The following is a 26,199-nucleotide window of genomic DNA, read 5'->3' on the forward strand; positions in this document are numbered from 1 at the left end:
TATGCTCACCTACTATCTGTGTACTAAAACAGTTTTTATACTAAAATTTACTATATATCTTGTATTGTGATTAGTAAAACGAATGTTTATAATGGTTAGTATTAAAAAAATTCATGTATATAGAGGACAAGGCGATGAGTTTAGTCAAATATGAGATTTTAAATAAAGTGGCTGAGGTAGCTAGCTTTACAAAAGCAGCGGAAGCATTGGGATTAACCCAATCTGCTGTAAGTCATGCTGTTTCAAGCTTAGAAAAGGAGTTCGGCTTTGCACTCATTCACAGAAGTCGAGCAGGTGTTACGTTAACAAGTGAAGGTAATGTAATGCTAAGGGCAATGAGACATGTCCTCGATGCACAAGAACTGTTACAGCAAGAAGCTGCACATATACTTGGCGTTACTCGAGGGAAAGTGAGAATTGGTGTAATTTCAAGTATTTCTTCAAACTGGATGCCGGAAATTGTTCGTATTATGGACAATCAATTTCCTGGTATCCAAGTCGAATTGCGCGAGGGAGATTATTATGAAATTGAACAATGGCTATTGAGTGGAGAGGTTGATGCGGGATTTTTAAATGGTCAAAAATCTAAGCAGTTTCAGTTTACCGAACTTCAGCAGGATCCATTGCTGTGTATTGTCTCCGATAAAAGTCCACTTTATAATAAAGCCGAAATTGATATTGTTGAACTAGAAGACATGCCATTTATCATGACTTCATATAAAGGCACTAATGATGTAAAAGAACTGTTAGAGCAATATCACGTAAAGCCAAATATTCGCTTTGAACTATCAGAAGAGGTAGGGATCATTTCGATGATTGCTCACCAGCTTGGAATTAGTATTTTACCGAAATTAGTGACGTATAACTTGCCTACTACGATAAAAGCTATACCTTTAAAACAAGGTGGCTATCGCACAATAGGAATAGCTATGAAAAATCAGGCATCACCAGTGACCAAGAAATTTGCTGAGATATTAAGTTCCTGGTTAAAAGAGCAAAATATGAAATAGTATTAATTTAACTCCAACCTTATAAAAACAACATTGAAGCATAACATAGCATTACGTTAAAATAGTATTTGTATATTTATCTTCATTCAGCAGATCTTTTTTGTACCGAAAGCGTAGCGACAGGTACAGAAGATTCCCACCTCTAAAGGAGGTGAGATGAATGCAATTTTGATTACTTTTTCAGTGGGTGTCCAAACACCTACTGAAATAGAGGAACTCAGCCTAAGAAAGCCACGTCCTGTGGCAATTTATCTGTGCGAAAGCGCAGCGTCAGCAACAACACACGACTGAGTGACCAACATCATGCTGCTGACGCTGCGTTAGCACTGCGCTTTCGCACAGAAAACATTTGTTGGCCCAAAGCCTCCGGCGGATGTCACGGATTTTCAAAGGAATGAATATAAGGATATTAGCCTAAAATCTTCGCATCCTGCGAAAACGGCTAACTGACCTGCATCGGTAAAAACGCCACGTCCTGTGGCATTACCGAAATGACCGACATCGTGTCGGTCCTCGTGCAGGCCTAGGCACAATTCAAAATCCGGTCGCATTGTTTATCTGTAGCGAAAGCAAAGCGACAGCTACAATTACGCCAAGGTGAAATTGATTAGAAAAAAGGTGAGTGTATGGGGACATTACGAGGTAAGACCGTACTCATTACAAGTGGGGGAACACTTGAAAAATGGGATCGTGTGCGTGGGCATACGAATTTATCGAAAGGGTCGATGGGCTGTTATTTAGCTGAAGCAGCACTAGAGGCTGGGGCAAACGTATTGTATATGCATGGTTATTTTGCACAGCTTCCTGAGAACAAAGATAAAATGCGTACCATTCGATTTGAAGGTATTGAAGATTTAGGTGAGAAAGTTCGACATGCTGTTCAGGAAGAACAAGTAGATATCGTTATTATGGCAGCTGCAGGTTCTGATTGGCTCATTGACAAAGTGTATGATCAATCTGGGAATTTAATGGAGGAAGCAGGTAAAATGCCATCTGATGAGCCACCTATCATTCACTTTAAAAAGGCACCTAAAGTATTAGGTCAAATTAAAGGGTGGCAGCCAAAAGTTACATTAGTGGGCTTTAAACTTGAGGCAACAGATGACGAGGAATTTTTACTGTCCCGTGCACGCCTACGAATGGAATCGGCCAACGCTCAGTTTATGGTAGCAAATAGCTCACAGTCTTTATATGGTGGAGATGAGCCACACTGGATTGTACCGGCTAAAGGCGAACCGATAAAGGTTATGGGCAAGCAAAAGACAGCGAAAGCATTAATGGATCTTTTATAAAATGATTAAAACAAAAACTGTGTAGAGGCAAATTGATCTGCGCAGTTTTTATTTTTTTCCCCCGTAAAGTCTATAGTGATACTTACTGGCATAACTATAGACATACTTCATATTCCTTTATTTCTTAGTAAACAACTAAGTTTTGTAATATTTATATTGACAATGGGTTTTCTGAATTATAGAATTATTTGCAAGAAACGAAATACCGGCAACTTGGCCTAAAAAGAAGCTTTGATAACAAATATTGTAGGTCAAATCCAACAAAGCTATCTAAGGGATAAGTGGGCTATGATTGACGAGTTGGCCTCAAAATATGTTAAAAGAAGGGGTGTATCGGATGACTCAACAGGTAAAGGTAGATGACAAAAAACTAGAGGCAATTGCAAAGGCGATTCAAAATTTGGAGTTTGGAGAAGTACACATTACGATTCAAGATGGTGTCATTGTGCAAATTAACAGACTTGAAAAGCAAAGATTTCCACAGAAAAAGTAAACTGTATAGGAGGCCACAAAAATTATTTCCTTCGTTTTATGTGGCCATTTTCGCAACAGCATAGGTTATTTTATAGAGTTAGCTATTTTAACGAATATGTGAGGTGTATCAGTGTTAGTTACCTCTTTATAAATACCTAGTAAATATTGCGAATTGTTTTTTTCAAAGACAAAAAAGTTAAATAGTTGGTCTTCAAAATAAATCGCTTTTGTATCACCTTGAAGAGTATATTCTTTACCTTTAAAGTTCAATTTGTCTTTGAAGTTTATTTTATTCTCTATTGATCGAATTTCAATTTTATAAATATTTTCTTTTATTTCTTTATTAACAAACATAAGACTCAATGCATCATTCATATTATATTTTTTATCTTCGTAAAATTTCCCAAATTGATGTGTGAAGGAAATCGGTGGCATAATTTGGGGTAACTTTACCGCACATTTACAATGATTTTCAAATTCCTTAACGGACTCTTCTACGGATTTATATCCACCTTCAGCGAATTTTTCCTCAAAGGAAGGAGGAGGGTTTTCGAAATTTGCAGTTACCCATTCATTTGTAGAAAATAAAAAAATAATAGATATCATGAAAAGGATTTTTTTAAACATTTGTAATACACCTCATCTCTTACTTTTTCATCAATCAAACTTATTATTTCGATAAAGAGCTGAAAGATACGTCAAAAAAACAGGATGATTACGACCAATCATCCTGTTTTTTGCGTATATATTTCTTGCCAAAGCCTAATCATAAAAACTATTTGGGATTTCACCAATATGTCTGCGATGGTAAAGTAAGGGTTCCTTCTGTGCATTCTCAATTTCTAGGACCTGCCCGATAAATATCGTATGATCTCCAGCATCGATTTGCTGAGATGTTTTGCATTGTAAAATGGCCGCAGTATCATGTAAAACCGGTAGACCTAAATCAGAGTTTGACCATTTAGCCTGGGCGAAACGATCTGGAATTTTACTTGAAAATAACGTACATAAGTGTTCTTGATTGCTCGCTAAAATATTTACAGCAAACTTTTGAGCCACTGTAAAATATGGATGTAGCTGTGATTTTTTATCGAGCGACCATAAAATAAGGAGTGGATCTATGGAAACTGACGCAAAGGAATTGACAGTTAAGCCAATAGGTTCACCTATGTCATTACAAGCAGTGACAACTGTAACACCTGTTGGATAATTACCTAATGCTAGTTTAAAAGCAGCTACTTTGTCTGTCATTCTAATCACCTCTTCATTGATTTATGAAAATAAAAAATCTTTTTTGATGAACTACTAGCATCGAAATCCTTTTGTTGCCGAGCATTTTAAAAAAGATATCATAAAATATAGTAAGTTCTAATAATTATAATATTCTAAATTTTATTTTAAACCAACAAAACTAACAGGTAAAGTATATAATAGAGAAAAAAGGGGGTTCAGTCATGACTTTATATTTTGACCATCTAGTTCATCAAGTTCAATCACCAGAAAATACAAAGATTTTCTTAAATAAACGTAATATCCATACAGTTAACGGTGGTCAACATACAATGTGGGGGACATACAATACGTTAAGCTATTTTGGATTAAACTATATTGAGCAAATAGCAATTTATGATCGTAATTTATTTGAAAATGCAGTGAAATTACCTTATTCCTTACATTATACGTTTAAACGTGCTAACGAGCGCTATGGTTTTTCAAGAATTGCATTGCGTACAAAAAATATTGAAGAAGAGGCACAACGTTTACGTTCACTTGGATTTGAAGTATATGGACCAGATGCTTGTAGTCGTACAAGACCAGATGGCTCTGTAGTAGAATGGAAGCTATTGCATTTTGGGAAGACAGAGCAGGCAATTGATTTTCCATTTTTGATTGAGTGGACTGATACAGATGAGGAACGTATTGCACAATTAAAAGCAAATGGAGCCATTGATACGAATCAAACTATATCGATGGAATCTGTCCAATTTTATGTGAAAGATGTGCAAGCAACAGTGAATTTATGGAGGAAAGTATTACAACTACCAGAGCCTGAACAACAAGAACAGTTTATCTCCTTACATTTACCAAATATTCGCCTGGATTTTTATGACAAAGTCGCTGCAGCTACTATGACACTAGGTCATTTAAATGAAGGGGCGTTTGGGGTAACACTTATGGATACTGACAGAACGAAGGAAACGCTAGTTTTTCCCGGAGCTTTTTATTGGATCAATCGCTGAAGTTATAGTGTTTATAGCGATAGTACATTTAAGAGCATTTGAAAAAAGGAGCCGTTCATCCATCGAACAGCTCCTTTGAGTTTATACTTTTACAACATTTGACGCCTGTGGCCCTCGATTGCCTTCCACCACTTCAAATGATACCTTTTGACCTTCTTCAAGTGTACGGAAGCCTTCCTCTTGGATTCCCGTAAAATGTACAAATACATCTTCTCCATCATCACATTCTATAAAGCCATAACCTTTTTCATTATTGAACCACTTTACGATTCCCTGTTGCATAAGCATTCGCCTCCCATGCGCTTGAATGTAGAATAAAATCAATTAAGTCGTGACATAAATTGTGAAAATGTGAAAAAATGCATTTTCATTTAGAACATACATGAATTGAGCAATGTTGTCAATTGATTGTCGAAATACTTGAATAACTTACTATGATTTTTTTCACAATAAAGTCTATAATGGAATTAACTTCTTTCAGCAAGAAGTTAAGGCCTCCGGCGGATGTCACAGAATCGGAAAGGAATTCTTTGTGTACGCACAAAGCCGATTCCAGACGCAATTATGCCGAGGCATAATTGATCGACATAGAAAGTAGGATGCCAAATGACAACGAAAAAACAACCTCTAACAGATCTAGAAATCGCGAATCAAGCGGTTATGCAACCTATTACTCAAATAGCGAAAGCTGCAGGTATTCCAGAGGATGCACTTGAACAGTATGGTCGCTACAAAGCAAAAATTGATCCATTAAAAATAACAGCACATGGTGAGGATGCAAAGGTTGTATTGGTAACAGCTATTAGTCCAACTCCAGCGGGTGAAGGGAAATCAACTGTAACGGTTGGGCTTGCTGATGCACTTCATCAATTAAATAAAAATGTTGTTGTTGCTTTACGTGAGCCATCACTCGGCCCTGTAATGGGTGTAAAAGGTGGAGCAACAGGTGGTGGATATGCACAGGTTGTGCCGATGGAAGATATTAACTTGCATTTCACTGGTGACCTTCACGCGATTACGACTGCGAATAATGCATTATCAGCCTTTATTGATAATCATATCCATCAAGGAAATGCTTTAAACATTGACCCTCGCCGTATAATTTGGAAGCGTGTAATGGATTTAAATGATCGCGCCCTTCGTAAAGTTGTTGTGGGTCTCGGTGGTCCTGTTCAAGGGATGCCACGTGAGGACGGCTTTGACATTACTGTTGCATCAGAAATAATGGCAGTTTTCTGTTTAGCTACAAGTATTGAAGATTTACGTGAACGTTTAGCAAGTATCGTAATCGGTTATACATTTGACCGTGAGCCTGTATTCGTGCGTGATCTTCAAGTGGAAGGGGCATTAACATTATTATTAAAAGATGCTTTCAAACCAAACTTAGTGCAAACGCTTGAGGGGACACCGGCCATTATTCACGGTGGACCATTTGCCAACATCGCACACGGCTGTAACTCGATTATGGCGACACAAACAGCTCGTAAGCTGGCAGATATCGTTGTGACAGAAGCGGGCTTTGGTTCAGATTTAGGCGCTGAAAAATTTATGAATATTAAAGCGCGTAAAGCAGGCTTTAAACCAAGTGCAGTTGTAATCGTAGCTACAATTCGTGCATTAAAAATGCATGGCGGTGTAGCGAAAACGTCACTAGTTGGGGAAAACGTTGATGCCCTTTTACAAGGAATCGAAAATTTAGCCAAACATGTTGAGACGATTCGTACATTTGGCGTTGAGCCGATTATTGCTTTAAATCGTTTTATTACGGACACAGAGGCTGAGTTAGAAGCAGTCCTGAATTGGTGTCAAGAAAATCATGTTCGTATCGCACGTACTAATGTCTGGGAGGAAGGCGGAAAAGGTGGTCTAGGCTTAGCTGAACAAGTGCTAGCTGTTCTTGATGAAGAAAACAATTTTTCTCCATTATATGACATAACAGAATCTATTGAGGAAAAAGTACGTACAATTGTGCAAAAAGTTTATGGTGGGAAAGATGTGCAATTTACCGATCAAGCGAAAAAACAAATTGCCCAAATTGAAAAATTCGGTTGGGATTCACTACCGATTTGTATGGCGAAAACGCAATATTCTTTATCAGACCAACCAAGTCTTTTAGGACGTCCAGAAGGCTTTACAATCACTATTCGCGAAGTCATTCCTAAACTTGGCGCTGGCTTCCTAGTTTGCTTAACTGGGGATATTATGACAATGCCAGGTTTACCAAAAGCACCAGCCGCTTTGCGTATGAATGTTGATAATGAAGGACATGCGGTAGGGTTGTTCTAGAGTAAGAAGTACAAAAGAATATATAAATGCAAAAGCTGTTCCTTTAAGTTATAAAGGGCAGCTTTTTTAACTTTTGTTATCGGATGTAACTGAACAATGCCGTAGCATATTAGTTATTGTGAAAAAAGGGGAAGAAAATTAATAGCCCCTATATTCACGAAGGAGAAAACTGGCTAACCATAAAAAAATTGCAATTCGAATGATTATATACATTGTATATTCAAAAAAAGAAAGTTTTCTTTCACGTTTTAAATTTTTTAAAAGTCTCACAGAAAAAATTGAACATAAGAGAAGGAATGCTATAGATATTTGATATATGTTTTCTAACAGGTTTACATTTTCTAATAGGCTTTTCAGCAAGATCATCCTTTCATACTAGAACGTATGAGTTGTCTTGTTTTAGTATGCTGATACTTTAGTTGATTACGAAGAAAAATTGGGAAATGTCATTCATCAGTTGAATGGGGTGCGCATTGTATCGGGTCTAGTGACTGATTACTTATTAGCAAAGGAAAATGGCTTTGATGTAGGTAAACAAGAAATTGGTGGCGAATACAAAGATGATAAGCAGTCAAGATTAGATATTGTTGTGAAAACGCAGGATCAGCAAATGATTAATATTGAAATTCAATTGTCTAATCAACACGATATGTTTAAGCGTACATTATTTTACTGGGCTCAACTTTATACATCACAATTACAAAAGGGTATGGGGTATCATAAACTGCTACCGACGATTACTATTAATATATGTAATTTCACATTGTTTCCTCAAAGTGCATATTATCACAGTACCTTCCATTTATATGAGGATAAAACATTAAAGCGATTAGTTATACAGGATGATGCTTTGGAAGTGCACTTTATTGAAAAGAATAAATTCCTTGAACAATGGCATAGGGGATTTCTTAAGCCACTGGATGATATTTTAGCACGTTGGTTATTGTTATTAGGAATGGTCGATGCACGAAAGAAAAAGGTCTATAAAAAAATATATCGTGAAATGGAGGAACTAGCGATGAAGGACGAACATTTATTACAGGCATTTAATGTTTGGGAAGAGCTAAGTTTATCACAGGAAGATGTTATAGCTTATCAATCTCGCTTAAAGTATATCCTTGATGAAGAGGCAAAGTTGGAGGATGTAAAGCATATGGCAGAGCAACAGGGAATCGAAAAAGAAAAAGAAGAAACGGCTAACAAACTTTTAGCGAATGGCATGGATATTGATTTTATTCATAAAATAACAGATTTATCTGTGGAGCGTATTGAAGAAATCAAAGAAAGGCTAATTCAAAGACGTGAAGACAAATAGCGGAAAGGTTAACAAAGCTCGTCATGACCCTAAAATCTCACGTGTTCAGAATTTCTTCCATAGGAATATTTTAGAAGGGGAATAAGGGATAACAAGTAGCAAGGAAAAGGGAGATAGGAGATATATGTCTTTAAAATGGAAATTGAAGAAACAATAAAAGCTGCCATCATCTACAATAAATAAGATGGGCAGCTTTTATTGTTTCTTCAGCGGGTTGGTATTACATAACATAACTATCGTTTCCTACTTCCTTCATAACTTAATACTTCAATTACGGCTTAAATAAAATTCGGAAAAATTGTTGCCTAAAAAAATTCTCTAGTTTTGTTAGCACGACTCTGGATGATTAGACTTTTCGCAAAATGGCAAGAAATTGGTATGCTATTTGCCATTAATGGGAGGAGTTACGTTCATACATATTCAAGATAATGAATAGAAGAAGGTAACATCGATTAATGATAAAAATATCACACGCTTGCGACATATGCTCAAAGCTTTCTAGGTCGTGAAAAGCTTGTTTGTTCACTTATCTCGAAATGTACATTCACTATGCGGGTTAAAACAAAGAATTTCTAAGGGAAAGTGTTCACTTTTATTTGTTTAGATGATTGGTTTTCACTATACGCACGTCATCTTGCAACACAGTATTCAATTTTAAATCCCGCTGAAGTTGTTTAATCTGTTAAAACATAGTTCTTGTACATCACTGAAAAAGTGAGCCTACAGAACAAAAATAGTTGTTCTGTACATTTATCATACAATATTCAGAAAAATTAGTCAATTGAAATTAACTTCCCAAATTGATTTTTTTGTTAAATCTAGAGGTTACTTAATTACCAACAATTCTAAGCAATACCGTATAATAAAGGATGAAGGGACTGAACTAAGAATATGAACAATTTAATGGACAAAGTACGAGGGATTTACGAGCAATTTGATGCTAGTCATGATTTTCAACATATTGAACGTGTTTATCAAAATGCGTTAACGATATTACAAACAGAACCGGAAGCCGATGCAGAGGTCGTGGAAATTGCTGTGCTGTTGCATGATGTTAGTGATAAAAAGTATACCGATAGCAAGGAGCAAGAGAATAAGCTAATTGCCGAGCTGTCTTTAAGCGAGGAGAAGAAGCAACATATTCAAGATTGCATCGCACAAGTATCGTATAATGGTGGCAATGAGCTAGAAGCAACTTCTCTCGAAGCAAAAATAGTACGAGATGCAGATCGTTTAGATGCGATTGGAGCAATCGGTATTGCGCGCACATTTGCTTTTGGTGGAGCTAAGGGTCGAAAGCTTTACGACAAGGAAGAGAATGCACGTACGGATATGACAGAAGAGGAGTACCGCAATAAAAATACATCCTCAGTTACCCATTTTTATGAGAAGCTATTATTGCTGAAGGATTTAATGATTACTGACAAGGGCAAGCAAATGGCTGAAGAACGCCATCAATTTATGGTACAGTTTTTAGAGCAATTACAAAATGAAATAGGTGAGTAATACCTCACGCTACTAAAAAAATCCGTTGTCTATTTCAATAGACAACGGATTTTTAGGGTTAAATAATGTTGATTCATTCATTTGCTTCGGAAGGAGTATTTTTTGATTCAATTTTTTTACGTAAAATCTACTCAAATATTATTGTGTGAAAATAAGGTTACCTATATTACATAAAAAACCGTTGCATCATCCTATAGCTCTGAAAATAGTAAGTGAGATAGCGTTGTGCAAATAAGCTTGGGATTTTTTTTATATAAGACATTTTTTATTTTTGAATACTCTTTCGTTTGTTTGGATAACATATTTTTATCATAATATTATAATTAGTTTAATTTAAAATAGTAAAAGTAGTGAACATAGTCGAAAGGATTAAGGAAATTGCTCATTATGGACAGGTGTTCCTGTTGTAATTAGGCGAGGTCTTAGGAAATAAAACTAAAAATCTCTAGGCGACAGATGCAATGTGGGTAAAAACAATTTCAATAAATTTGGAGGAAGAAAATGATGACAAAAGATTTTTACACTACACTTAAAGAAAGACGTACTTACTACGGAATTAATAAAGAGGTAAAAATATCTGATGAAAGAATTAAAGAAATTGTAGAATTTGCTGTGAAATATACCCCGTCAGCATTCAATTCTCAAACTGCACGTATTGTTGTATTATCAGGTGAGGCACATAATAAATTGTGGGATATCACAACTGAAGTATTAAGAAAAGTAGTTGGAGATAGAGATTTTTCAGGCACTCAACAAAAAATGGATTCTTTTAAAGCAGGTTATGGTACAGTATTATTCTTAGAAGATGAAGCGGTAGTTAAATCACTTCAAGAGCAATTTGCCGCCTATGCTGAAAACTTTCCGATTTGGTCAAATCAAGCATCAGGTATGCACCAATTAGTTTTGTGGGCAGGATTGGAAGCAGAGGGATTAGGAGCTTCTTTACAACATTATAATCCACTAATTGATGATGAAGTGAAAAAAGAATGGAATATCCCTAATAATTGGAAGCTTATTGCGCAAATGCCCTTTGGCAATCCAACGGTAACACCAGGCGAAAAAGAATTTCAACCACTTGAAGATCGAATAAAATTTCACAAATAATTATCTGCTATGTATATGATATACCAAGCAGTACGGCACTGAGTGTCATTTTTGAGACAGTAACCTTTTTACAGCCAGTTGAAGGTATTGAACCAACGACTGGTTGTTGTTTAATTTCGGCTTTTAATCCGGATTTCTGAGCGTTGTAAATCCGCATTTTTTTGACGGTACCTCTATATGCATCATTTTGCAATTACGTTAAAATACAATCTACAAAATGTAAGAAGAGTCCATTTTGAACAAATGTTCAAATGGATTCTTCTTTATTTTAGCTGTTTTCGTAAAGATTGTTGCTCTTCAACTAACGGTGCAGGATAGTTCAACAAGGAGCGATTGAAATACAATAAATATGGAGTTTTGGGAATAATGATACTAAACAAATTTAAGGAGAATCAGAAATGAAAAAATTGCTTTTTAGCCTTATCTTCGTTTTAGTAATTCTTCCTTCACAAACACACTCTGAGAATAAAATTGAAGAGTTGCCACCTTGTTCAGCAATACTTGAACCAACAAAAAACGTACCTAAAAATGCCAGAGGAGTAGCACTGATTTATAATATTGAAAGAAAGTTTAATGATGAACGAACAAGTCTCAGTGTTCACGCACTTCATTTACCAAAGCCATCTAGTTTTGGGGATTATGATGGTTATGAAGTATTAGCATATATTCCGAAAGAAATAAGTTGGATTTTCTCATTGTCTCCTTTAACTAAATATGGAGAAACTACTTGGGCTGGGAATTTGGATGAAGTTTCTCCTATAATGCGACCTACTCGTATCAAAGTTCGGACAGTCAATACAAAGACAAAGAAAACGGGTCCTATTGTACTTGAAAAAATACTAAAACCTTGTTGAATAAACGGGGGCTTTAGTTAAATATTCGATTTACGAAATATCAAACATAAATACAGAGTTGATTCTACACATTTTGTAGATTAACTCTTTTTTTATGCTTTAACAGCAACAATCTTTTAGAAAACAGCCTTATTTTAAAGTAACCTTTTATATATCAATGGTATAAAAGTTTTTGCTTCGTTCCATATTACTATTATGTTTTAAGCAGGTGGAAACCCGTATGGGCCGAGTTTTTTATCATAGGTGAGAAAAAGCAAAACGACAGCTTACAGCAATTTACTGTTGGAATTATGTTAGGGATGGCGAAAGTATAACGAGGAGGACCTTAAATGTATCCAGATTTAGAAGGGAAAGTTATTGTTATTACAGGTGCTTCAACAGGATTAGGAAAAGCAATGGCATTACGTTTTGGCGAGGAAAAAGCAAAAGTTATCGTGAATTTTCGCTCAAATGAAAAAGAGGCAAATGCTGTTGTTGAAGGAGTGAAAAAAGCAGGTGGGGAAGCGATAGCTGTAAAAGGAGATGTGTCAGTTGAAGGGGATGTCATCAACCTCGTCCAGACTGCTGTGAATAAGTTTGGAACCCTCGATGTAATGATTAATAACGCTGGAATAGAAAATCCAGTACCCTCACATGAAATGCCGCTTGAAGATTGGAATAAAGTAATCAATACGAATTTAACAGGTGCATTTTTAGGAAGTAGAGAAGCGATTAAGTACTTCGTCGAACATGATATTAAAGGGACAGTGATCAATATGTCCAGTGTTCACGAAGTTATTCCATGGCCTTTGTTTGTTCACTATGCGGCTAGTAAAGGAGGCATTAAACTGATGTCACAAACATTAGCATTAGAATATGCCCCAAAAGGAATTCGTATCAATAATATCGGGCCTGGTGCGATTAATACACCTATTAATGCTGAGAAATTTGCCGATCCCGAAAAACGTGCAGATGTGGAAAGTATGGTTCCAATGGGGTATATCGGAAAACCAGAGGAGATTGCAGCAACAGCAGCATGGCTTGCTTCATCCCAAGCTAGTTACGTAACAGGAATCACTCTATTTGCTGATGGTGGAATGACCTTATACCCTTCTTTTCAAGCAGGTCGTGGGTAAGTAACGGAAAATGGAAATGGGGTTATCTGCCCTATTCAAAGTGGTTAAATTCTTATAATACTTCATTGTTGCGTTTGTTGATTTAATAAAAAATAGCATAAATAAAAACTGGCATTGGAACCTAACAGACATTTAACCCTCTTCCAATGCCTTTCTTTATTTTACATATACTGAATAAAAAATTAAGACAGCGTTATCGAATTTCCTATATTGGATAAATTAAAGTAACTTAAATTATCACATTTTGTTAACGCATCTTTTTTAAGTTTGAATTAATAATCGATATTTGGTTAATCTGCTGGTCTTGGACCTCTTTCGCCCTGTGTATTTTCCAAGGTTAAAATAGGCCGAACTGTAATGTCTTCTATTACTCGAATTTGACAAGATAGCCGCAAACAGTCTTCATATAAATTCTCATCAATATTTTTAATAGAGAAGGCGTGTTTTTCTATTTTTGAAATATCCTTATATTCACCAGCTAATACCTCCACTCTACAAGTTGTGCATTTTGCTATTCCGCCACACTGATGAAAAATGTTTATATTATTATCTTCAAGAGCTAATACTAATTTTTTTCCTTCCTCTACTTCAAAGGTTTTTCCTCCAAATACGGTGACAAGTGGCATCTATGAATTCTCCTTTCAATTAATGGGGTTTTAACGCAGTAACTGTTACTATCAGTTTGGATTGATCCAGCTATTCTCATACAGTTTAAAAAGTTTTACCTAGCCCAGGAAGTTTGTATGGAGGGAAGCGGTTTGAAGGATAATCATATGGTGGGTAGCCATAGGAAGGGTTCCCAAGCATGAACTTGAAGGAGCGACTTGGGTAAAACCTAAAGACTTCGTGTATCTTATCAATGGATATTGCACATGCTAATCTTAAAGTAACTTTTTTCCAATAATATTAACGAAAAGGGAAATATTTCTGAACCGAGATCATTTTTTTCTTAGTAATGAGTTAAAAATCTTTTCATTCATTATATAAAACATATATAATTACTTATGTTTTTTCGACAATGGGGATCTTGAATTAGGTCTATTTTTCTTTCGAATATTAGATCGTGGGAGAAATCTCCTTTTAAATACATTGGGGTAATCGTCAAAGGAGTTTTAACATCATGAAAGAAGCAAAAAGCGCAGTCAAATGGATTCCTTTCCTCATTTCCCTTGCTGTTGGCGTGGCTATCTGGTTTTGTCCAGCGCCTTCAGGAGTAGATGAAAAAGCGTGGCATCTGTTCGCTATTTTTGTTGCGACCATTATAGGATTTATAACGAAACCGTTGCCAATGGGAGCAATATCATTTATTGCTATGGCTATGATTGCCATAACAAATACATTAACTATTGAAGAGACATTAAGTGGTTTTGGTAATTCAACGATTTGGCTAATCGTTATTGCCTTCTTTATTTCTCGAGGATTTATTAAAACGGGACTAGGGGAACGAATTGCCTATGTATTTGTTCGTCTTTTTGGGAAAAAAACTTTGAGTCTGTCCTACTCATTACTAGCAAGTGACTTAATATTAGCACCTGCTATTCCTAGTAATACAGCTCGTGCTGGTGGTGTTATATTCCCAATCATCCAGTCATTATCTCATACCTTCGGATCTAAACCAGAAGATGGGACAGAGCGTAAGATGGGTGCCTTTCTTTTGAAGGTAGGTTTTCAAGGGAATTTAATAACATCTGCTATGTTTATGACAGCCATGGCAGCGAATCCTTTAATTGTTAAGCTAGCAAGTGATTCAGCTGGAGTAACTATTACTTGGTTTGGTTGGGCAGTAGCCATGATTGTCCCGGGGCTAACCGCTTTAATCGTTGTTCCTTATGTTATTTATAAAATTTATCCGCCTGAAATCAAGGAAACACCAGAGGCAGCAGCTATCGCTAAAAAGAAGCTGGAAGAATTCGGTCCTCTGAAAAGTTCCGAAAAACGAATGATCGTAGTATTTGTTGCTGTGTTATCGTTATGGATTGGCGGAGACTACTTAGGCATTAGTGCTACTACAGCAGCTCTTATAGGACTTTCATTGCTGTTATTGTTAGATGTATTAACATGGGCAGATATTAAAAAGGAAGAAGGAGCATGGGACACACTAATTTGGTTTGCAACGCTATTTATGATGGCATCTTTTATGAACAAACTAGGGTTGATTCCGTGGTTTAGTAATGAAGTTGGTGGACTTGTATCTGGATATAGCTGGATATGGGCGGTTGTCATATTAGCTTTAGTCTATTTCTATTCTCATTATTTCTTTGCGAGTTCCACTGCGCATATTAGTGCGATGTATGCAGCATTTTTATCTGTTATGTTGCAAGCGGGAGCACCTGCTATGTTGGCAGCTATATTATTAGCGGCATTTAGTAATTTATTTGGCGCCACTACTCATTATGGTTCTGGTCCAGCACCGGTCTTCTTTGGTGCAGGCTATATTGACCAAAAGAAATGGTGGACAGTTGGATTTGTAGTTTCCGTAGTTACTATCCTGATTTTTGTTATAGTAGGAGGACTATGGTGGAAGCTTCTTGGTTATTGGTGAGTTAGCTTCTGTATCCGGATAGAAAATATTCTATCCGGATATTTTTTTGAGATTTTTAACGCTTCTTCATTTGGATTTAATGGAGAGGCGTTTTTTAGATAGGTAAGAAGAGTTTGTTGTCCTTTGTTTACCTGTCATTTGGTGTTATGATAAAAATGGATATCAATAATAAACTACATATAAAAGTAGTATGGACACTAAACAACACCTAAATGAAAGAGATGGACAAGTGTAATGAGTCATTTAATTGTACAAAATTTAACGAAAACAGTGGGCGATAAAACGCTCTTTCAAAATATTGAATTTACAATTTATGAAGGGGAGCGAGCTGGGCTAATTGGTATTAATGGTACTGGTAAATCCACATTGCTTTCTATTTTAGCAAATGAAATCGAAGCGGATTCAATGGAAGTTGACCGCCCAAATAAATATCGTGTTGCATATTTACCACAGGAGCCTACTTTTAATGGTGGTGAAACTGTGTTACAGGCAGTGTTTGCAGGGGATTCACCTATTTTAAAACTGAATCGTGAATATGAGGAAACGGTTGCTGCACTTGCATTAAATCCGACTTCAGAAAGTTTACAAAAAACGTTATTTAGCTTGCAACATCGTATGGATGAAGAGCAGGCATGGGATGTCAATGCACTTGCTAAGACAGCCCTTACGAAGCTTGGAATTGAAATGTTTGATAAAGAAGTATTAACACTGTCAGGCGGTCAACAAAAGCGCGTTGCTTTAGCTAAAGTTTTAATTGAGCCGGCAGATCTTTATTTATTAGACGAGCCTACCAACCATTTAGATGTGCAGTCAACAGAGTGGCTGCAGGAAATGGTGTTACGATTAAAGGGAGCAGTGATATTTATTACCCATGATCGTTATTTTTTAGATGAGCTGTCTACTCATATTTACGAGCTAGCTGATCAAACACTATACCGACATACTGGGAATTATGGGGATTATTTAGAAGCACGTGCTATTCGTGAAGAAATGAAAGCAGCCTCCGCACAAAAAGACCGCAACCGCTATCGCTCAGAATTAAAATGGATTCGTCGTGGAGCGAAAGCGCGTTCTACGAAGCAAAAGGCACGTATCCAGCGCTTTGAGCAGTTAGAGGATAACTTAGAGCGTAAATCTGAGGATATTTCTCTTGAAATTGGCTTAGCAACAACTCGTCTTGGCCGGAAGGTTTTAGAGGCTGAAAATATTTCAAAGGCTTTTGGTGATCAAAAAATCCTCGAAAACTTTTCATTTTTACTGCAGCAGGGCGATCGTATTGGAATTATCGGAGCCAATGGTGTAGGAAAATCAACATTATTGAACATGTTATCAGGAGAGCTTACACCTGATGTTGGTGAAATTCTTGTTGGCTCGACAGTGAAGTTAGCGCATTTTAAACAAACTTTACCAAAAATGAATGAAAATGAGCGCATGATTGAATATATCCGCGAAGCTTCCAATGATATTACAGATGCAGAGGGTGTACGCTATTCGGCTGCTCAAATGTTGGAGCGTTTCTTATTCCCACTTCATGCACACGGTACACCTATCGGTAAATTATCGGGTGGCGAGCGTAAACGTCTGCATTTATTACGATTATTAATGGAGCAACCAAACGTACTGTTACTAGATGAGCCTACAAATGATTTGGATATTGAAACATTAGGTGTACTAGAGGATTTCATTGAGCATTTCCCTGGAGTCGTTATTACTATATCCCACGATCGCTTTTTCTTAGATCGAATTGCGAAAAAGCTGTGGATTTTAGATGGTCTTGGGCATGTTAATGAGACGCTTGATATTTACAGTGAATATTTACAAAAGCGTGAACAGGAAGCCGCTGTAAAGGTAGAGTCGCCAAAAGTCGAAAAACCTAAGACTGAAAAGCCTAAATCGGACAAGAAAAAATTATCCTTTAAAGAGCAAAAAGAATGGGAAACGATTGCTGAAGAAATTGAAAAGACGGAAACAGCGATTATGGTGACAGAAGAAGGTATCGCCAACGCTGGTGCTGATTTTACAAAGCTACAGGAATTAACGGCGAAGCTAGATGAGTTAAATGCACAATATGAACACCTTATTGAAAGATGGTCATATTTAGATGAAATCGTAAATGGATAAGGAGCGATAGACATGAAGATTATTACAATTGAACCGACACCAAGTCCTAATTCTATGAAGATTGTCGTTGATACAGAGTTACCTTTTGGCAAGAGCTATAATTTTACAAAAGATAATAAAGACGAAGCAACTGGTGAAGCAGCAGCGATTTTAGCAATCGAAGGTGTTAAAGGTGTTTATCATGTAGCAGACTTCTTCGCTGTTGAGCGTAACGCAAAGTATGCATGGGAAGGTATTTTAGCAAGCATTCGCCAAGTGTTAGGTGAAGACGTACAGGAAGTAAACAAAGAACAAGTAGCCAATGAATTTTATGGTGAAGTGTACGTTCATGTGCAATTTTATAAGCAAGTACCTCTTCAAGTAAAGGTATTTGATAACCAACGTGAGCACCGTGTAAGCTGTGGTGATCGCTTTGTGAAAGCTTTCAATAAAATTATTGAGACAGCAGTTGATGAAAATTATATTTTCCAACGTAAATGGATCGACTATGGCGTACGTTATGGAGAGCTCGAGGAAATTGCGGAAGCAGTAAAACAAGAAATCGATGTGACATATTCTGAGGAACGTTTAACGGAGATTGTAGCAACGATTAATGATTCTGAGAAAACTATTGAGAAGCCAGCTAAACTAAAAATTACTGTTGAACAGTTTAAGCAACCAGAATGGGAAAAACGTTTCCAATTGCTTGACCAAATGGCAGATCCAGAGCTAGATGATTTACCGCTTTTAGATTTGGCGTTACAAGATGAGCAAATGTCTATCCGTCGACTAGCAACCGTTTATTTAGGAATGATTGAAGATGTAGCAGTCGTGCCATATTTGGAAAAGGCATTACAGGATAAAAGTGCAGCGGTCCGTCGAACTGCTGGAGATTGTATGAGTGACCTCGGCTTCGTAGAATTTGAAGACGCGATGCAACAAGCATTACAGGATAAAAACAAACTTGTTCGTTGGCGTGCAGCTATGTACTTATATGAGGTAGGCACTGAGAACTCATTAGCAGCATTAAAGGCTGCTGCAGAAGATAAAGAGTTTGAAGTAAAGCTACAAGTAAAAATGGCGATTGCCCGCATCGAACAGGGTGAGGAAGCAAAAGGTTCTGTTTGGAAACAAATGACAGAGTCTCGCCAGCAATAATGAGAAACTTTAATCAGTGACCCGATAATGTGGATAAAAGAAATAAACCAGCTCTCTGCTATGAATGTAGTTCAACAGAGACGCTGGTTTTCTTTTATTGTTGCTTTTTCTGAAAAGTAAAATCCCCCCTAAAATTCACTTTTCCAGCCGGCAAAATGTCGATAAGTCGCTTGCAAGACTACATTTCTTTAGGAAGTTCTAATTTGTCCTAAATCTTCAAATGCCGTAGCACAATGTTTTTAAAACTAGGCGGTTTTCTCAAAGTTTGTTACATCTGGTTTGGCTATCTTCTTCCTCAACTATAGTACCTCGATAGTTAAAGAAGGAAGTATTTAAAAATCAAAGTTTCGAACCACACCAAGGACAAAAATCAATGCTAATAATCGACATCCCACCATCATGTATTATCAAACCGTAGTCATTATTTTGTTCATAAAAAATGATTATTTTATCAGGACATTCAAACGGATTCTCATGTATTTCACACTTGAAATTTGCATGAAAAGTCATATCCTCACAACAATGGTTTTTCATAATTTCATTTCCCCTTATTTAAGTAAAGCTACTCGTTAGTTGAAGCAGTTTATAATTTCTGTCTTATTTTTAAAAATGACTAACTTGTTATTATAAGGAGTTAACATTTCAAAAATTTCTGACTTACTTTTTTATTCAAAAATAGAATTATAGTTATATAAATCTTTTGAAATTTTTAATGTTGGTTTATAGTTTGCTTTTTCAATTCCGATTTTTTGCATAAAAAACCTCTTAATTATCCTAATTCTTCTTGTAGTTATATTGGTATCTAAAAAAAATACCTACTCCGTTAGTTCAAGAAGCCATTGCTCACTATCTTTGTTTAAAGATAATCAAATATATTTATATCAACTGAATCAATATAACCTATTTCCTCATTTAAATCCCAAAGCTTTATTTCTGATGTTTCCTCATTCTCTATAAATGGTTGTAGTTTTTCCATTGTAGTAAAGTACACAGGATTATATTTTATGTTGCCATCTAATGAATTTTCGGCTTTGATTAATCCTTTAAATTCTAAGTTTGTAACTAATTGTCCAGTTTCCTCGTAAAGTTCTCTAATGGCACATTCCTTTGACGTTTCGTTATTCTCTCTACCTCCAGAAGGTAGTTCCCATTGTTTACGCCAAGTGTTATAGCAAAGGAGAAACTTTCCTTCGCACTTTACTACGGCAAAAGAACCCGATAGAGGCTGGTATTTTTTTATATCTGTTTCTGGTATATTAATAAAATTTAGAAATTTAAATCCATTATTTTTCAAATAAGTCATAAGGAAGCCTCCTTTGATAAGCTTAATATTACTTCAATAAGCAGCATACAAATACCTTTATCTTAGTTTTTCTTGTTAAACTAACCTGCATCGTTACTAGAATAAGAAAAAAGAGCTGCCTGAACAGCTCTGCAATCTTGTACTAAAGCACCGTTTATTTAATAAGGATTATTCTAATATCAATGTTACATTTTCGTGATCAAGGATTATTTCTTTTATTGAGTCAAATATAGTTGGACCCTTGTTCATTTTCGCATCCTTTATTTCTTGTAGTATATATTTTTTATTACTTGGATGGCATCTTTCCAAATTTTCATTGAGTTTAATTATTGTTTCTTCATATCCTAAATCACTTTTAGATTTATCGGAATTTGTCCAAATAATTGTATAATCTTCATTAAATTCAATTTCACCAAAGCCACCACGCAAAATATCATTAAATGCAGCGAGGGTTCCGTTCCACTCAAACTTTCCAGAAAGAACAACTCTCGAAAACTCCTTACAAAATTCCTCAAAGCTTGAAAAATTATTCCCATCTACGACAAAAACTTTATTCATTTCATTTTAACCACCTTAAATGCATAGTATGTTTGATTTTATCATACTTCCTCGCTGCACTAACCTGCTCCGTCAGTTGAATAGCAACAATCTTTTCGGAAACAGCTTAAAACTAAAAGCTATTTATATTTTTATCACCTAAAAATGAGATGACATTTTGATAAAACCTATGCCATGCGAATAAGTTGATTGTGGTGAAAATCGGACGCTCCAGAAAAGCGCCCAGCCGGAACGAAAATCAATCCCACATTATGGTAAATGTTCGATCTTTTTATATCGAAAAACAACATAAGGTAGATAATTTTGTTGTTTTTTAGCTTTTTACTACTAAACAAAACGTTAATAGCATTCTATGTATTATTAACAAAGTGTCTAATACTTGTCTAATAGGACAATGTTAAAATGATTTAACTTCTTTTAGCAGATGTCCAAACACCTGCTAAAATAGAGGAACTCAGTCTAAGAACGCCACGTCCTGTGGCAACGACTGAGTGACCAACATCATGTTGTTGCTGCGCTTCGTTTCACTACGCTTTCGCACAAAAAACATCTGTTGGCCCAAAGTCTCCGGCGGATGTCATGGAATCGGAAAAGAGTTCTTAGAGGATGTTAGCCTAAAACCATCGCATCCATGCGATAAAGGCTAACTGACCTGCATCGGTGCTGTGTTGCTGTCGCTTCGCTTTCGCGCAAAAAACATCTGCAGGCCCAAGACAAAGCCGATTCCGGACGCAATTATGCGGAGGCATAAATGATCTCTAGAATATTCTATAAAACAAGGAGGCATTTGAATGACAGTAACAAATTTAAAGACAACGGAATCTTATATGCGCGACCGAGAAGCAGTTATTGAGCTTACACAAAAGCTAGTACGAATAGATAGCGTTTATCGAGAAGATGATCCAAATGGCAATGAACAAGAAGTCGCGAATTTTGTCGCTCAATATTTACGTGAGATCGGGATAGAAACACATGTAGAGGAGGTTGTGCCAGGAAGGCCGAATGTTATTGGTATTATTGATTCGGGTAAGCCAGGAAAAACACTACTCTTTGAAGGACACACAGATGTCGTTACCGAAGGAAATCGTGAAGCATGGACGTACGATCCATTCGGTGCAGAAATTATTGATGGTCGAATGTATGGCCGAGGTACAAATGATACAAAAGGAAATCTTGCGTGTATGATTACAGCTTGTCAGTCGTTGTTACTGGATCAGGAGGAATTTACAGGCAAGATTATTTTATGTATTCCGTGCGATGAAGAAGGATTGATGCTTGGGATTAAACATTTTATAAAAAATGGCTGGGCAGATGATGTGGATGGGGCGATTATCTGTGAGCCAGAGGAAAACAATGTCTGTATTGCACAGCGCGGGGCAATACGTTTGAAAGTAGATATCTTCGGTAAAATGGCGCACGGTGCAATTTCTTGGAGTGGCATTAATCCGAACTGGCGCATGGCACGTTTTATTGTAGAGCTTGAAAAATTAGAAAAAGAAGAGCAAGCACGATTAGGACGTGATCCGATGCTTAATTGGCCATCTATTACACCAACGATTTTACGAGCGCCTGTAAAAGGAGATGCACAAATTAATGTCATTCCTGATCACTGTATGACAACGCTTGATATTCGTACAGTCCCTGCACAGGATCATGATGAGCTTCTAGGTAAAATTGATGCCATTATTAAACGTCTGCAAGCAGATGATCCAGATTTTAAAGTGGAGCTAACAGTGCTTGATAACCGTCCTGCAACAGCAACAGCGAAGGAGAATCCTGTTGTACAAGCCATTTATGAGGCAGTCGCTGAAGTAACGGAAAAAGAGCCGAAATATAACGGTGTACCAGGGGCTACGGATGGAACGTTCCTTCATGTGCATGGAGTACCAATCGTTACCGTTGGAGCGGGTGATCGTGATATTCCCCATCAAATTGATGAATATGTCGATATCGAAGAATTAGCAGAAACAACAGCCATTTACCGTTTGGCGGCATTAAAGTTTTTAGCAGGTGATGCACAATGACTCACACAAAAGTCGCAGTAATTCCTGGTGATGGCATTGGAAAGGAAGTTATGGAAGAAGCACTAAAGGTACTAAGTTCTCTTCAGGAACACGATTCGTCTTTACAAATAGAAACAACAATTTTTCCTTGGAGTTCAGATTATTACCTCAAGCACGGTCAAATGATGCCAGACAATGCATTAGACATATTAAAAGAATACGATGCAATTTTATTCGGGGCTATTGGAGATGCTCGTGTTCCGGATGACGTGACAGTATGGGAATTAATTATGCCGATACGAAAAAGCTTCCAGCAATATGTTAATTTCCGTCCGATTAAATCACTACCTGGCATAGCCTCACCGCTTGCCAACGGAAGGGATATTGATTTTGTGATCTTCCGGGAAAACGCAGAGGGGGAATATTCCGATAGTGGTGGGCGAATTTATCATAATCAACCACAGGAAATGACGATTCAAAATACGATTATGACACGGATCGGTATTGAAAAAATTGTCCAAGCGGCCTGTGATTATGCCTATAAAAATGGCAAAACAAAAATTACGAGTGCGACAAAATCGAATGCCATTATCCATTCAATGAAGTTTTGGGATGAGCATGCTAAGAGAATTCTAGCACAAAGCTCACCTGCACTAGAGTTAGAATCTATCTATATCGATGCTTTAGTAGCTTATTTCGTAGAGCGACCACAAGATTTTCAGGTTGTAGTTGCCTCCAATTTATTCGGAGATATTTTATCAGATTTAGGGTCAGCTATTGTTGGTGGTCTTGGGTTGTCTCCATCAGCAAATTTAAATCCGGAAAAAGAATTCCCATCAATGTTTGAGCCTGTGCATGGGTCAGCACCAAATATCGCAGGAAAGGGCATAGCAAACCCAATCGCACAAATTTGGTCACTTGCTTTGTTACTTGGACATATCGGAAGACGGGATATAGAACAGCTAATTGTTCATGCGATTGAGACGGTGCTTCGAGAAGGTGTTGTGAAAACTGCAGATATTGGTGGACAGGCGACAACAGCACAAATGGGTGATGCGATTTGTCAGGAGATTATAAAACTGAATTTAGCGACATGGGGTGTATAGCATGGCAGTAGAGCAACAGGTCGTCATCGTCACAGGTGCAGGGGGCGGTATGGGGAAAGCCATTATTCAGGAACAGCTTGCGAAGGGCAATATAGCAGTTGGGCTCGATTTATCAGTAGCTTCTTTAAGTGATTTAGTGCAGGATACCTTTCAATGCTTTGAAGTTAATGCCTTGCAAGAGGAGCGCGTGAACGAAGTGTTCAAGCAGGTTTTTGACAAGTATGGACGTATTGATGGCCTTGTCAATGCACTAGGTATAGCGCAGTCAGCAACACCGCTTGAGCAAGTAACGATGGACGAGTGGAATCGATTAATGGATGTCAATGTTAAAAGTTTATTTATTACAACAAAGGCAGTCGTTCCATACATGAAAGAGCGACGCACAGGTTCAATTGTCACAATCGCTTCCATTTCTGCTGTACGTCCACGCCCAGGGTTACAAGCTTATATTGCTTCTAAAGGGGCTGCGGAGAGTTTTACACGTGCTTTGGCTATTGAACTAGCACCGTTTCAAATACGTGTTAATACGATTCACCCAGGGCCTGCTGATACACAGATGCTTGGTCAATTTACGGCACAAGGAGCAGATATCGAGCAAACAAAGCAAAGTGTCTTTGTTCAATCGGTCCCGCTTGGACGTTTAGTGAATCCATCGGACATTGCAGGAGCAGTAAGTTATTTACTCTCTGAAGCAGCTAGCGTGGTTACAGGAACGACCTTACATGTAGACGGTGGTCGCGGACTATAGGAGGGATAAGGGTGAAAAAAATTCCGATGTTTATAAATGGTGAATGGGCTTACGGTGCTATAGAAGAGGCCTTATTAGATGTTATGGACCCCTCTACTGGTGAAGTCATTGCCCAAATTACGAATGCAAGTAAAACGCATGTCGACGAAGCTGTATGTGCTGCGCGTGTAGCGTTTGAAAGTGAAGAGTGGCGGAAAATAAAGGCCTATGAACGGGGACAGCTACTTGTGGAACTTGCGCACTATATACGCAAGCATGCAGAGGAATGGAGTTTATTAGAATGTCGTGATGTAGGTAAGCCGTTAACACAAGCAAGAGCCGATATTGAAGCAGCAGCTCGCTATTTTGAGTTTTATGGAGGAGCTGCTGATAAAGTAATGGGGGACACGATTCCTGTTGAAGACGGCATTTTAAATGCGGTAGTGTTAGAGCCTGTTGGAATTACCGTACATATCGTGCCTTGGAATTATCCTATTCAAATCACAGCGAGAAGTGTAGCAGCTGCAATTGCTACTGGCAATGCAGTAATTGTCAAAAGTGCGGAAGATACGCCATTGACTACTCATGCTATAACGGAATGGTTTGCGGATAAATTGCCGAGGGGTATTTTCCAGCATATTACAGGCTTAGGTCGTGATGTAGGACCCTATTTAACATCTCATCCTGATATCAATCATATTACGTTTACAGGCTCTGTTCCAACAGGCATAGCAGTGATGAAATCAGCTGCTGAAAATGTTGTACCTGTAACGTTAGAGCTTGGTGGGAAATCACCAAATATTGTTTTTGCGGACGCCAACATAGAGCAAGCACTTGATGGTGTTGTACGTGCCATTATTCAGAATGCCGGGCAAACATGCTCTGCGGGGGCTAGATTACTAATTGAAGAAAGTGCCAAAGAAAAATTCATTGCTCAATTAGTGCAGAAATTTCAAGCTTTAAGAGTTGGTCCGGGTGAAGCAGACGTTGATATGGGTCCACTTCTAAATGAACGGCAATATACGAAGATTTCAACACTGTTGCAAAAGGCGAAGGAAAATGGTTTTGTGATTACTGGTGGTGAGACACTGACGATTGCGGGCTATGAAAAAGGATATTATGTTGAACCAACAATACTTGCAGGGGTAGAAGCTAACGATACACTTGCACAGGAGGAAATTTTCGGACCGGTGTTGACGGTATTGACATTTAAGACCGTTGAGGAAGCAATTGCCTTGGCAAATAATACAGACTACGGTTTAGTTGCAGGGGTTTGGTCGAAGGATTTAGATACTGCACATTATGTCGCAAGCCGTGTAAAAGCTGGACAAGTGTTTGTTAATAACTATGGAGCAGCAGGCGGAATTCAAATGCCGTTTGGTGGCTATAAAAAGAGCGGCATTGGTCGAGAAAAAGGTTTTGTCGCGTTGAGAAATTATACGCAAATGAAAAATATCGCGATACGCTATGCACCACCAAATCAAATGTGATAAACGGAGGGATGCA

At 37.4% G+C, this 26,199-nt stretch carries 25 protein-coding genes; 17 read left to right on the top strand and 8 right to left on the bottom strand.

Going from position 1 to position 26,199, the window contains the following annotated elements:
* The first annotated feature begins 134 nt into the window (after positions 1 to 134).
* From ACIQ7T_RS05220 to ACIQ7T_RS05230, 3 genes are all read left to right on the top strand, one after another.
* On the top strand, positions 135 to 1,010 hold the full coding sequence (locus tag ACIQ7T_RS05220) for a LysR family transcriptional regulator (RefSeq protein WP_402868992.1): 876 nt from the start codon (positions 135 to 137) through the stop codon (positions 1,008 to 1,010).
* Between the two features lie 626 nt (positions 1,011 to 1,636).
* Positions 1,637 to 2,302, top strand: a complete 666-nt coding sequence (locus ACIQ7T_RS05225) for a phosphopantothenoylcysteine decarboxylase domain-containing protein (RefSeq protein WP_402868994.1) — start codon at positions 1,637 to 1,639, stop codon at positions 2,300 to 2,302.
* Positions 2,303 to 2,639: 337 nt separating this feature from the next.
* On the top strand, positions 2,640 to 2,795 hold the full coding sequence (locus tag ACIQ7T_RS05230) for a YezD family protein (protein WP_370077414.1): 156 nt from the start codon (positions 2,640 to 2,642) through the stop codon (positions 2,793 to 2,795).
* Positions 2,796 to 2,860: 65 nt separating this feature from the next.
* Here the strand turns inward: ACIQ7T_RS05230 and ACIQ7T_RS05235 are convergent, their stop codons facing one another.
* Entirely contained in the window at positions 2,861 to 3,403 is a 543-nt protein-coding gene (locus tag ACIQ7T_RS05235; RefSeq protein ID WP_402868996.1) for a carbon monoxide dehydrogenase, read from the bottom strand.
* A 135-nt stretch (positions 3,404 to 3,538) separates the two neighbouring features.
* Positions 3,539 to 4,027, bottom strand: a complete 489-nt coding sequence (locus tag ACIQ7T_RS05240; protein ID WP_402868998.1) for a flavin reductase family protein — start codon at positions 4,025 to 4,027, stop codon at positions 3,539 to 3,541.
* Between the two features lie 203 nt (positions 4,028 to 4,230).
* On the opposite strand from ACIQ7T_RS05240, the gene ACIQ7T_RS05245 reads away from it, so the two are divergent.
* Complete coding sequence (locus ACIQ7T_RS05245; protein WP_402869000.1) at positions 4,231 to 5,016, top strand: VOC family protein; 786 nt, start codon at positions 4,231 to 4,233, stop codon at positions 5,014 to 5,016.
* Positions 5,017 to 5,097: 81 nt separating this feature from the next.
* Here ACIQ7T_RS05245 and ACIQ7T_RS05250 read toward each other — a convergent pair whose 3' ends face one another.
* Complete coding sequence (locus ACIQ7T_RS05250; RefSeq protein WP_132358884.1) at positions 5,098 to 5,298, bottom strand: cold-shock protein; 201 nt, start codon at positions 5,296 to 5,298, stop codon at positions 5,098 to 5,100.
* A gap of 324 nt (positions 5,299 to 5,622) precedes the next feature.
* On the opposite strand from ACIQ7T_RS05250, the gene ACIQ7T_RS05255 reads away from it, so the two are divergent.
* Entirely contained in the window at positions 5,623 to 7,302 is a 1,680-nt protein-coding gene (locus ACIQ7T_RS05255) for a formate--tetrahydrofolate ligase (RefSeq protein WP_402869002.1), read from the top strand.
* A gap of 138 nt (positions 7,303 to 7,440) precedes the next feature.
* Here the strand turns inward: ACIQ7T_RS05255 and ACIQ7T_RS05260 are convergent, their stop codons facing one another.
* Complete coding sequence (locus ACIQ7T_RS05260) at positions 7,441 to 7,662, bottom strand: hypothetical protein (RefSeq protein WP_402869004.1); 222 nt, start codon at positions 7,660 to 7,662, stop codon at positions 7,441 to 7,443.
* Positions 7,663 to 7,738: 76 nt separating this feature from the next.
* On the opposite strand from ACIQ7T_RS05260, the gene ACIQ7T_RS05265 reads away from it, so the two are divergent.
* The 5 genes from ACIQ7T_RS05265 to gdh all read left to right on the top strand — a co-directional run bounded on the left by ACIQ7T_RS05265 (position 7,739) and on the right by gdh (position 13,196).
* Positions 7,739 to 8,617, top strand: a complete 879-nt coding sequence (locus ACIQ7T_RS05265) for an Rpn family recombination-promoting nuclease/putative transposase (protein WP_402869006.1) — start codon at positions 7,739 to 7,741, stop codon at positions 8,615 to 8,617.
* Positions 8,618 to 9,508: 891 nt separating this feature from the next.
* A complete protein-coding gene (locus ACIQ7T_RS05270) occupies positions 9,509 to 10,123 on the top strand; it encodes an HD domain-containing protein (RefSeq protein ID WP_370077420.1) in 615 nt (204 codons plus the stop codon).
* A gap of 504 nt (positions 10,124 to 10,627) precedes the next feature.
* A complete protein-coding gene (locus ACIQ7T_RS05275; RefSeq protein ID WP_370077678.1) occupies positions 10,628 to 11,227 on the top strand; it encodes a nitroreductase family protein in 600 nt (199 codons plus the stop codon).
* Between the two features lie 398 nt (positions 11,228 to 11,625).
* On the top strand, positions 11,626 to 12,081 hold the full coding sequence (locus tag ACIQ7T_RS05280) for a YoqH family protein (RefSeq protein WP_402869009.1): 456 nt from the start codon (positions 11,626 to 11,628) through the stop codon (positions 12,079 to 12,081).
* A gap of 329 nt (positions 12,082 to 12,410) precedes the next feature.
* Entirely contained in the window at positions 12,411 to 13,196 is a 786-nt protein-coding gene (gene gdh / locus ACIQ7T_RS05285; protein WP_402869011.1) for a glucose 1-dehydrogenase, read from the top strand.
* Between the two features lie 290 nt (positions 13,197 to 13,486).
* On the opposite strand, the gene ACIQ7T_RS05290 is transcribed toward gdh, so the two are convergent.
* Positions 13,487 to 13,822, bottom strand: a complete 336-nt coding sequence (locus ACIQ7T_RS05290; RefSeq protein ID WP_370077423.1) for a 2Fe-2S iron-sulfur cluster-binding protein — start codon at positions 13,820 to 13,822, stop codon at positions 13,487 to 13,489.
* Positions 13,823 to 14,316: 494 nt separating this feature from the next.
* Between ACIQ7T_RS05290 and ACIQ7T_RS05295 the strand changes: the two genes are divergently transcribed.
* From ACIQ7T_RS05295 to ACIQ7T_RS05305, 3 genes are all read left to right on the top strand, one after another.
* Positions 14,317 to 15,738 carry an anion permease gene (locus tag ACIQ7T_RS05295; RefSeq protein ID WP_370077424.1) on the top strand — a complete coding sequence of 474 codons (1,422 nt, stop codon included), beginning with the start codon at positions 14,317 to 14,319 and terminating at the stop codon, positions 15,736 to 15,738.
* A 234-nt stretch (positions 15,739 to 15,972) separates the two neighbouring features.
* Positions 15,973 to 17,859 carry an ABC-F family ATP-binding cassette domain-containing protein gene (locus ACIQ7T_RS05300; protein WP_402869013.1) on the top strand — a complete coding sequence of 629 codons (1,887 nt, stop codon included), beginning with the start codon at positions 15,973 to 15,975 and terminating at the stop codon, positions 17,857 to 17,859.
* 12 nt (positions 17,860 to 17,871) lie between these two features.
* The gene (locus ACIQ7T_RS05305; RefSeq protein ID WP_402869015.1) at positions 17,872 to 18,996 is read left to right on the top strand and encodes a conserved virulence factor C family protein; all 1,125 of its coding nucleotides are present in this window, start codon (positions 17,872 to 17,874) and stop codon (positions 18,994 to 18,996) included.
* A gap of 339 nt (positions 18,997 to 19,335) precedes the next feature.
* Here the strand turns inward: ACIQ7T_RS05305 and ACIQ7T_RS05310 are convergent, their stop codons facing one another.
* From ACIQ7T_RS05310 to ACIQ7T_RS05320, 3 genes are all read right to left on the bottom strand, one after another.
* The gene (locus tag ACIQ7T_RS05310) at positions 19,336 to 19,530 is read right to left on the bottom strand and encodes a DUF6980 family protein (RefSeq protein ID WP_402869017.1); all 195 of its coding nucleotides are present in this window, start codon (positions 19,528 to 19,530) and stop codon (positions 19,336 to 19,338) included.
* Positions 19,531 to 19,852: 322 nt separating this feature from the next.
* Positions 19,853 to 20,299 carry an NUDIX domain-containing protein gene (locus tag ACIQ7T_RS05315; protein ID WP_402869019.1) on the bottom strand — a complete coding sequence of 149 codons (447 nt, stop codon included), beginning with the start codon at positions 20,297 to 20,299 and terminating at the stop codon, positions 19,853 to 19,855.
* A 168-nt stretch (positions 20,300 to 20,467) separates the two neighbouring features.
* A complete protein-coding gene (locus ACIQ7T_RS05320) occupies positions 20,468 to 20,857 on the bottom strand; it encodes a barstar family protein (RefSeq protein WP_402869021.1) in 390 nt (129 codons plus the stop codon).
* Positions 20,858 to 21,648: 791 nt separating this feature from the next.
* Between ACIQ7T_RS05320 and ACIQ7T_RS05325 the strand changes: the two genes are divergently transcribed.
* Genes ACIQ7T_RS05325 through ACIQ7T_RS05340 form a run of 4 tightly spaced genes read left to right on the top strand, consistent with a single transcriptional unit; the run spans position 21,649 to position 26,183 of the window.
* Complete coding sequence (locus tag ACIQ7T_RS05325) at positions 21,649 to 22,881, top strand: M20 family metallopeptidase (protein WP_402869023.1); 1,233 nt, start codon at positions 21,649 to 21,651, stop codon at positions 22,879 to 22,881.
* Positions 22,878 to 23,966: a tartrate dehydrogenase gene (locus tag ACIQ7T_RS05330; protein WP_402869025.1), complete on the top strand. Its 1,089-nt coding sequence runs from the start codon at positions 22,878 to 22,880 to the stop codon at positions 23,964 to 23,966. Before ACIQ7T_RS05325 ends, ACIQ7T_RS05330 begins: the two co-directional genes overlap by 4 nt.
* Before the next feature lies 1 nt (position 23,967).
* Positions 23,968 to 24,714 carry an SDR family NAD(P)-dependent oxidoreductase gene (locus ACIQ7T_RS05335; protein WP_402869027.1) on the top strand — a complete coding sequence of 249 codons (747 nt, stop codon included), beginning with the start codon at positions 23,968 to 23,970 and terminating at the stop codon, positions 24,712 to 24,714.
* 11 nt (positions 24,715 to 24,725) lie between these two features.
* A complete protein-coding gene (locus tag ACIQ7T_RS05340) occupies positions 24,726 to 26,183 on the top strand; it encodes an aldehyde dehydrogenase family protein (RefSeq protein ID WP_402869029.1) in 1,458 nt (485 codons plus the stop codon).
* Positions 26,184 to 26,199 lie beyond the last annotated feature (16 nt).

The sequence above is a fragment of the Lysinibacillus sp. NPDC096212 genome, from assembly GCF_044763105.1.
In the GTDB taxonomy this organism is placed as follows: domain Bacteria; phylum Bacillota; class Bacilli; order Bacillales_A; family Planococcaceae; genus Lysinibacillus.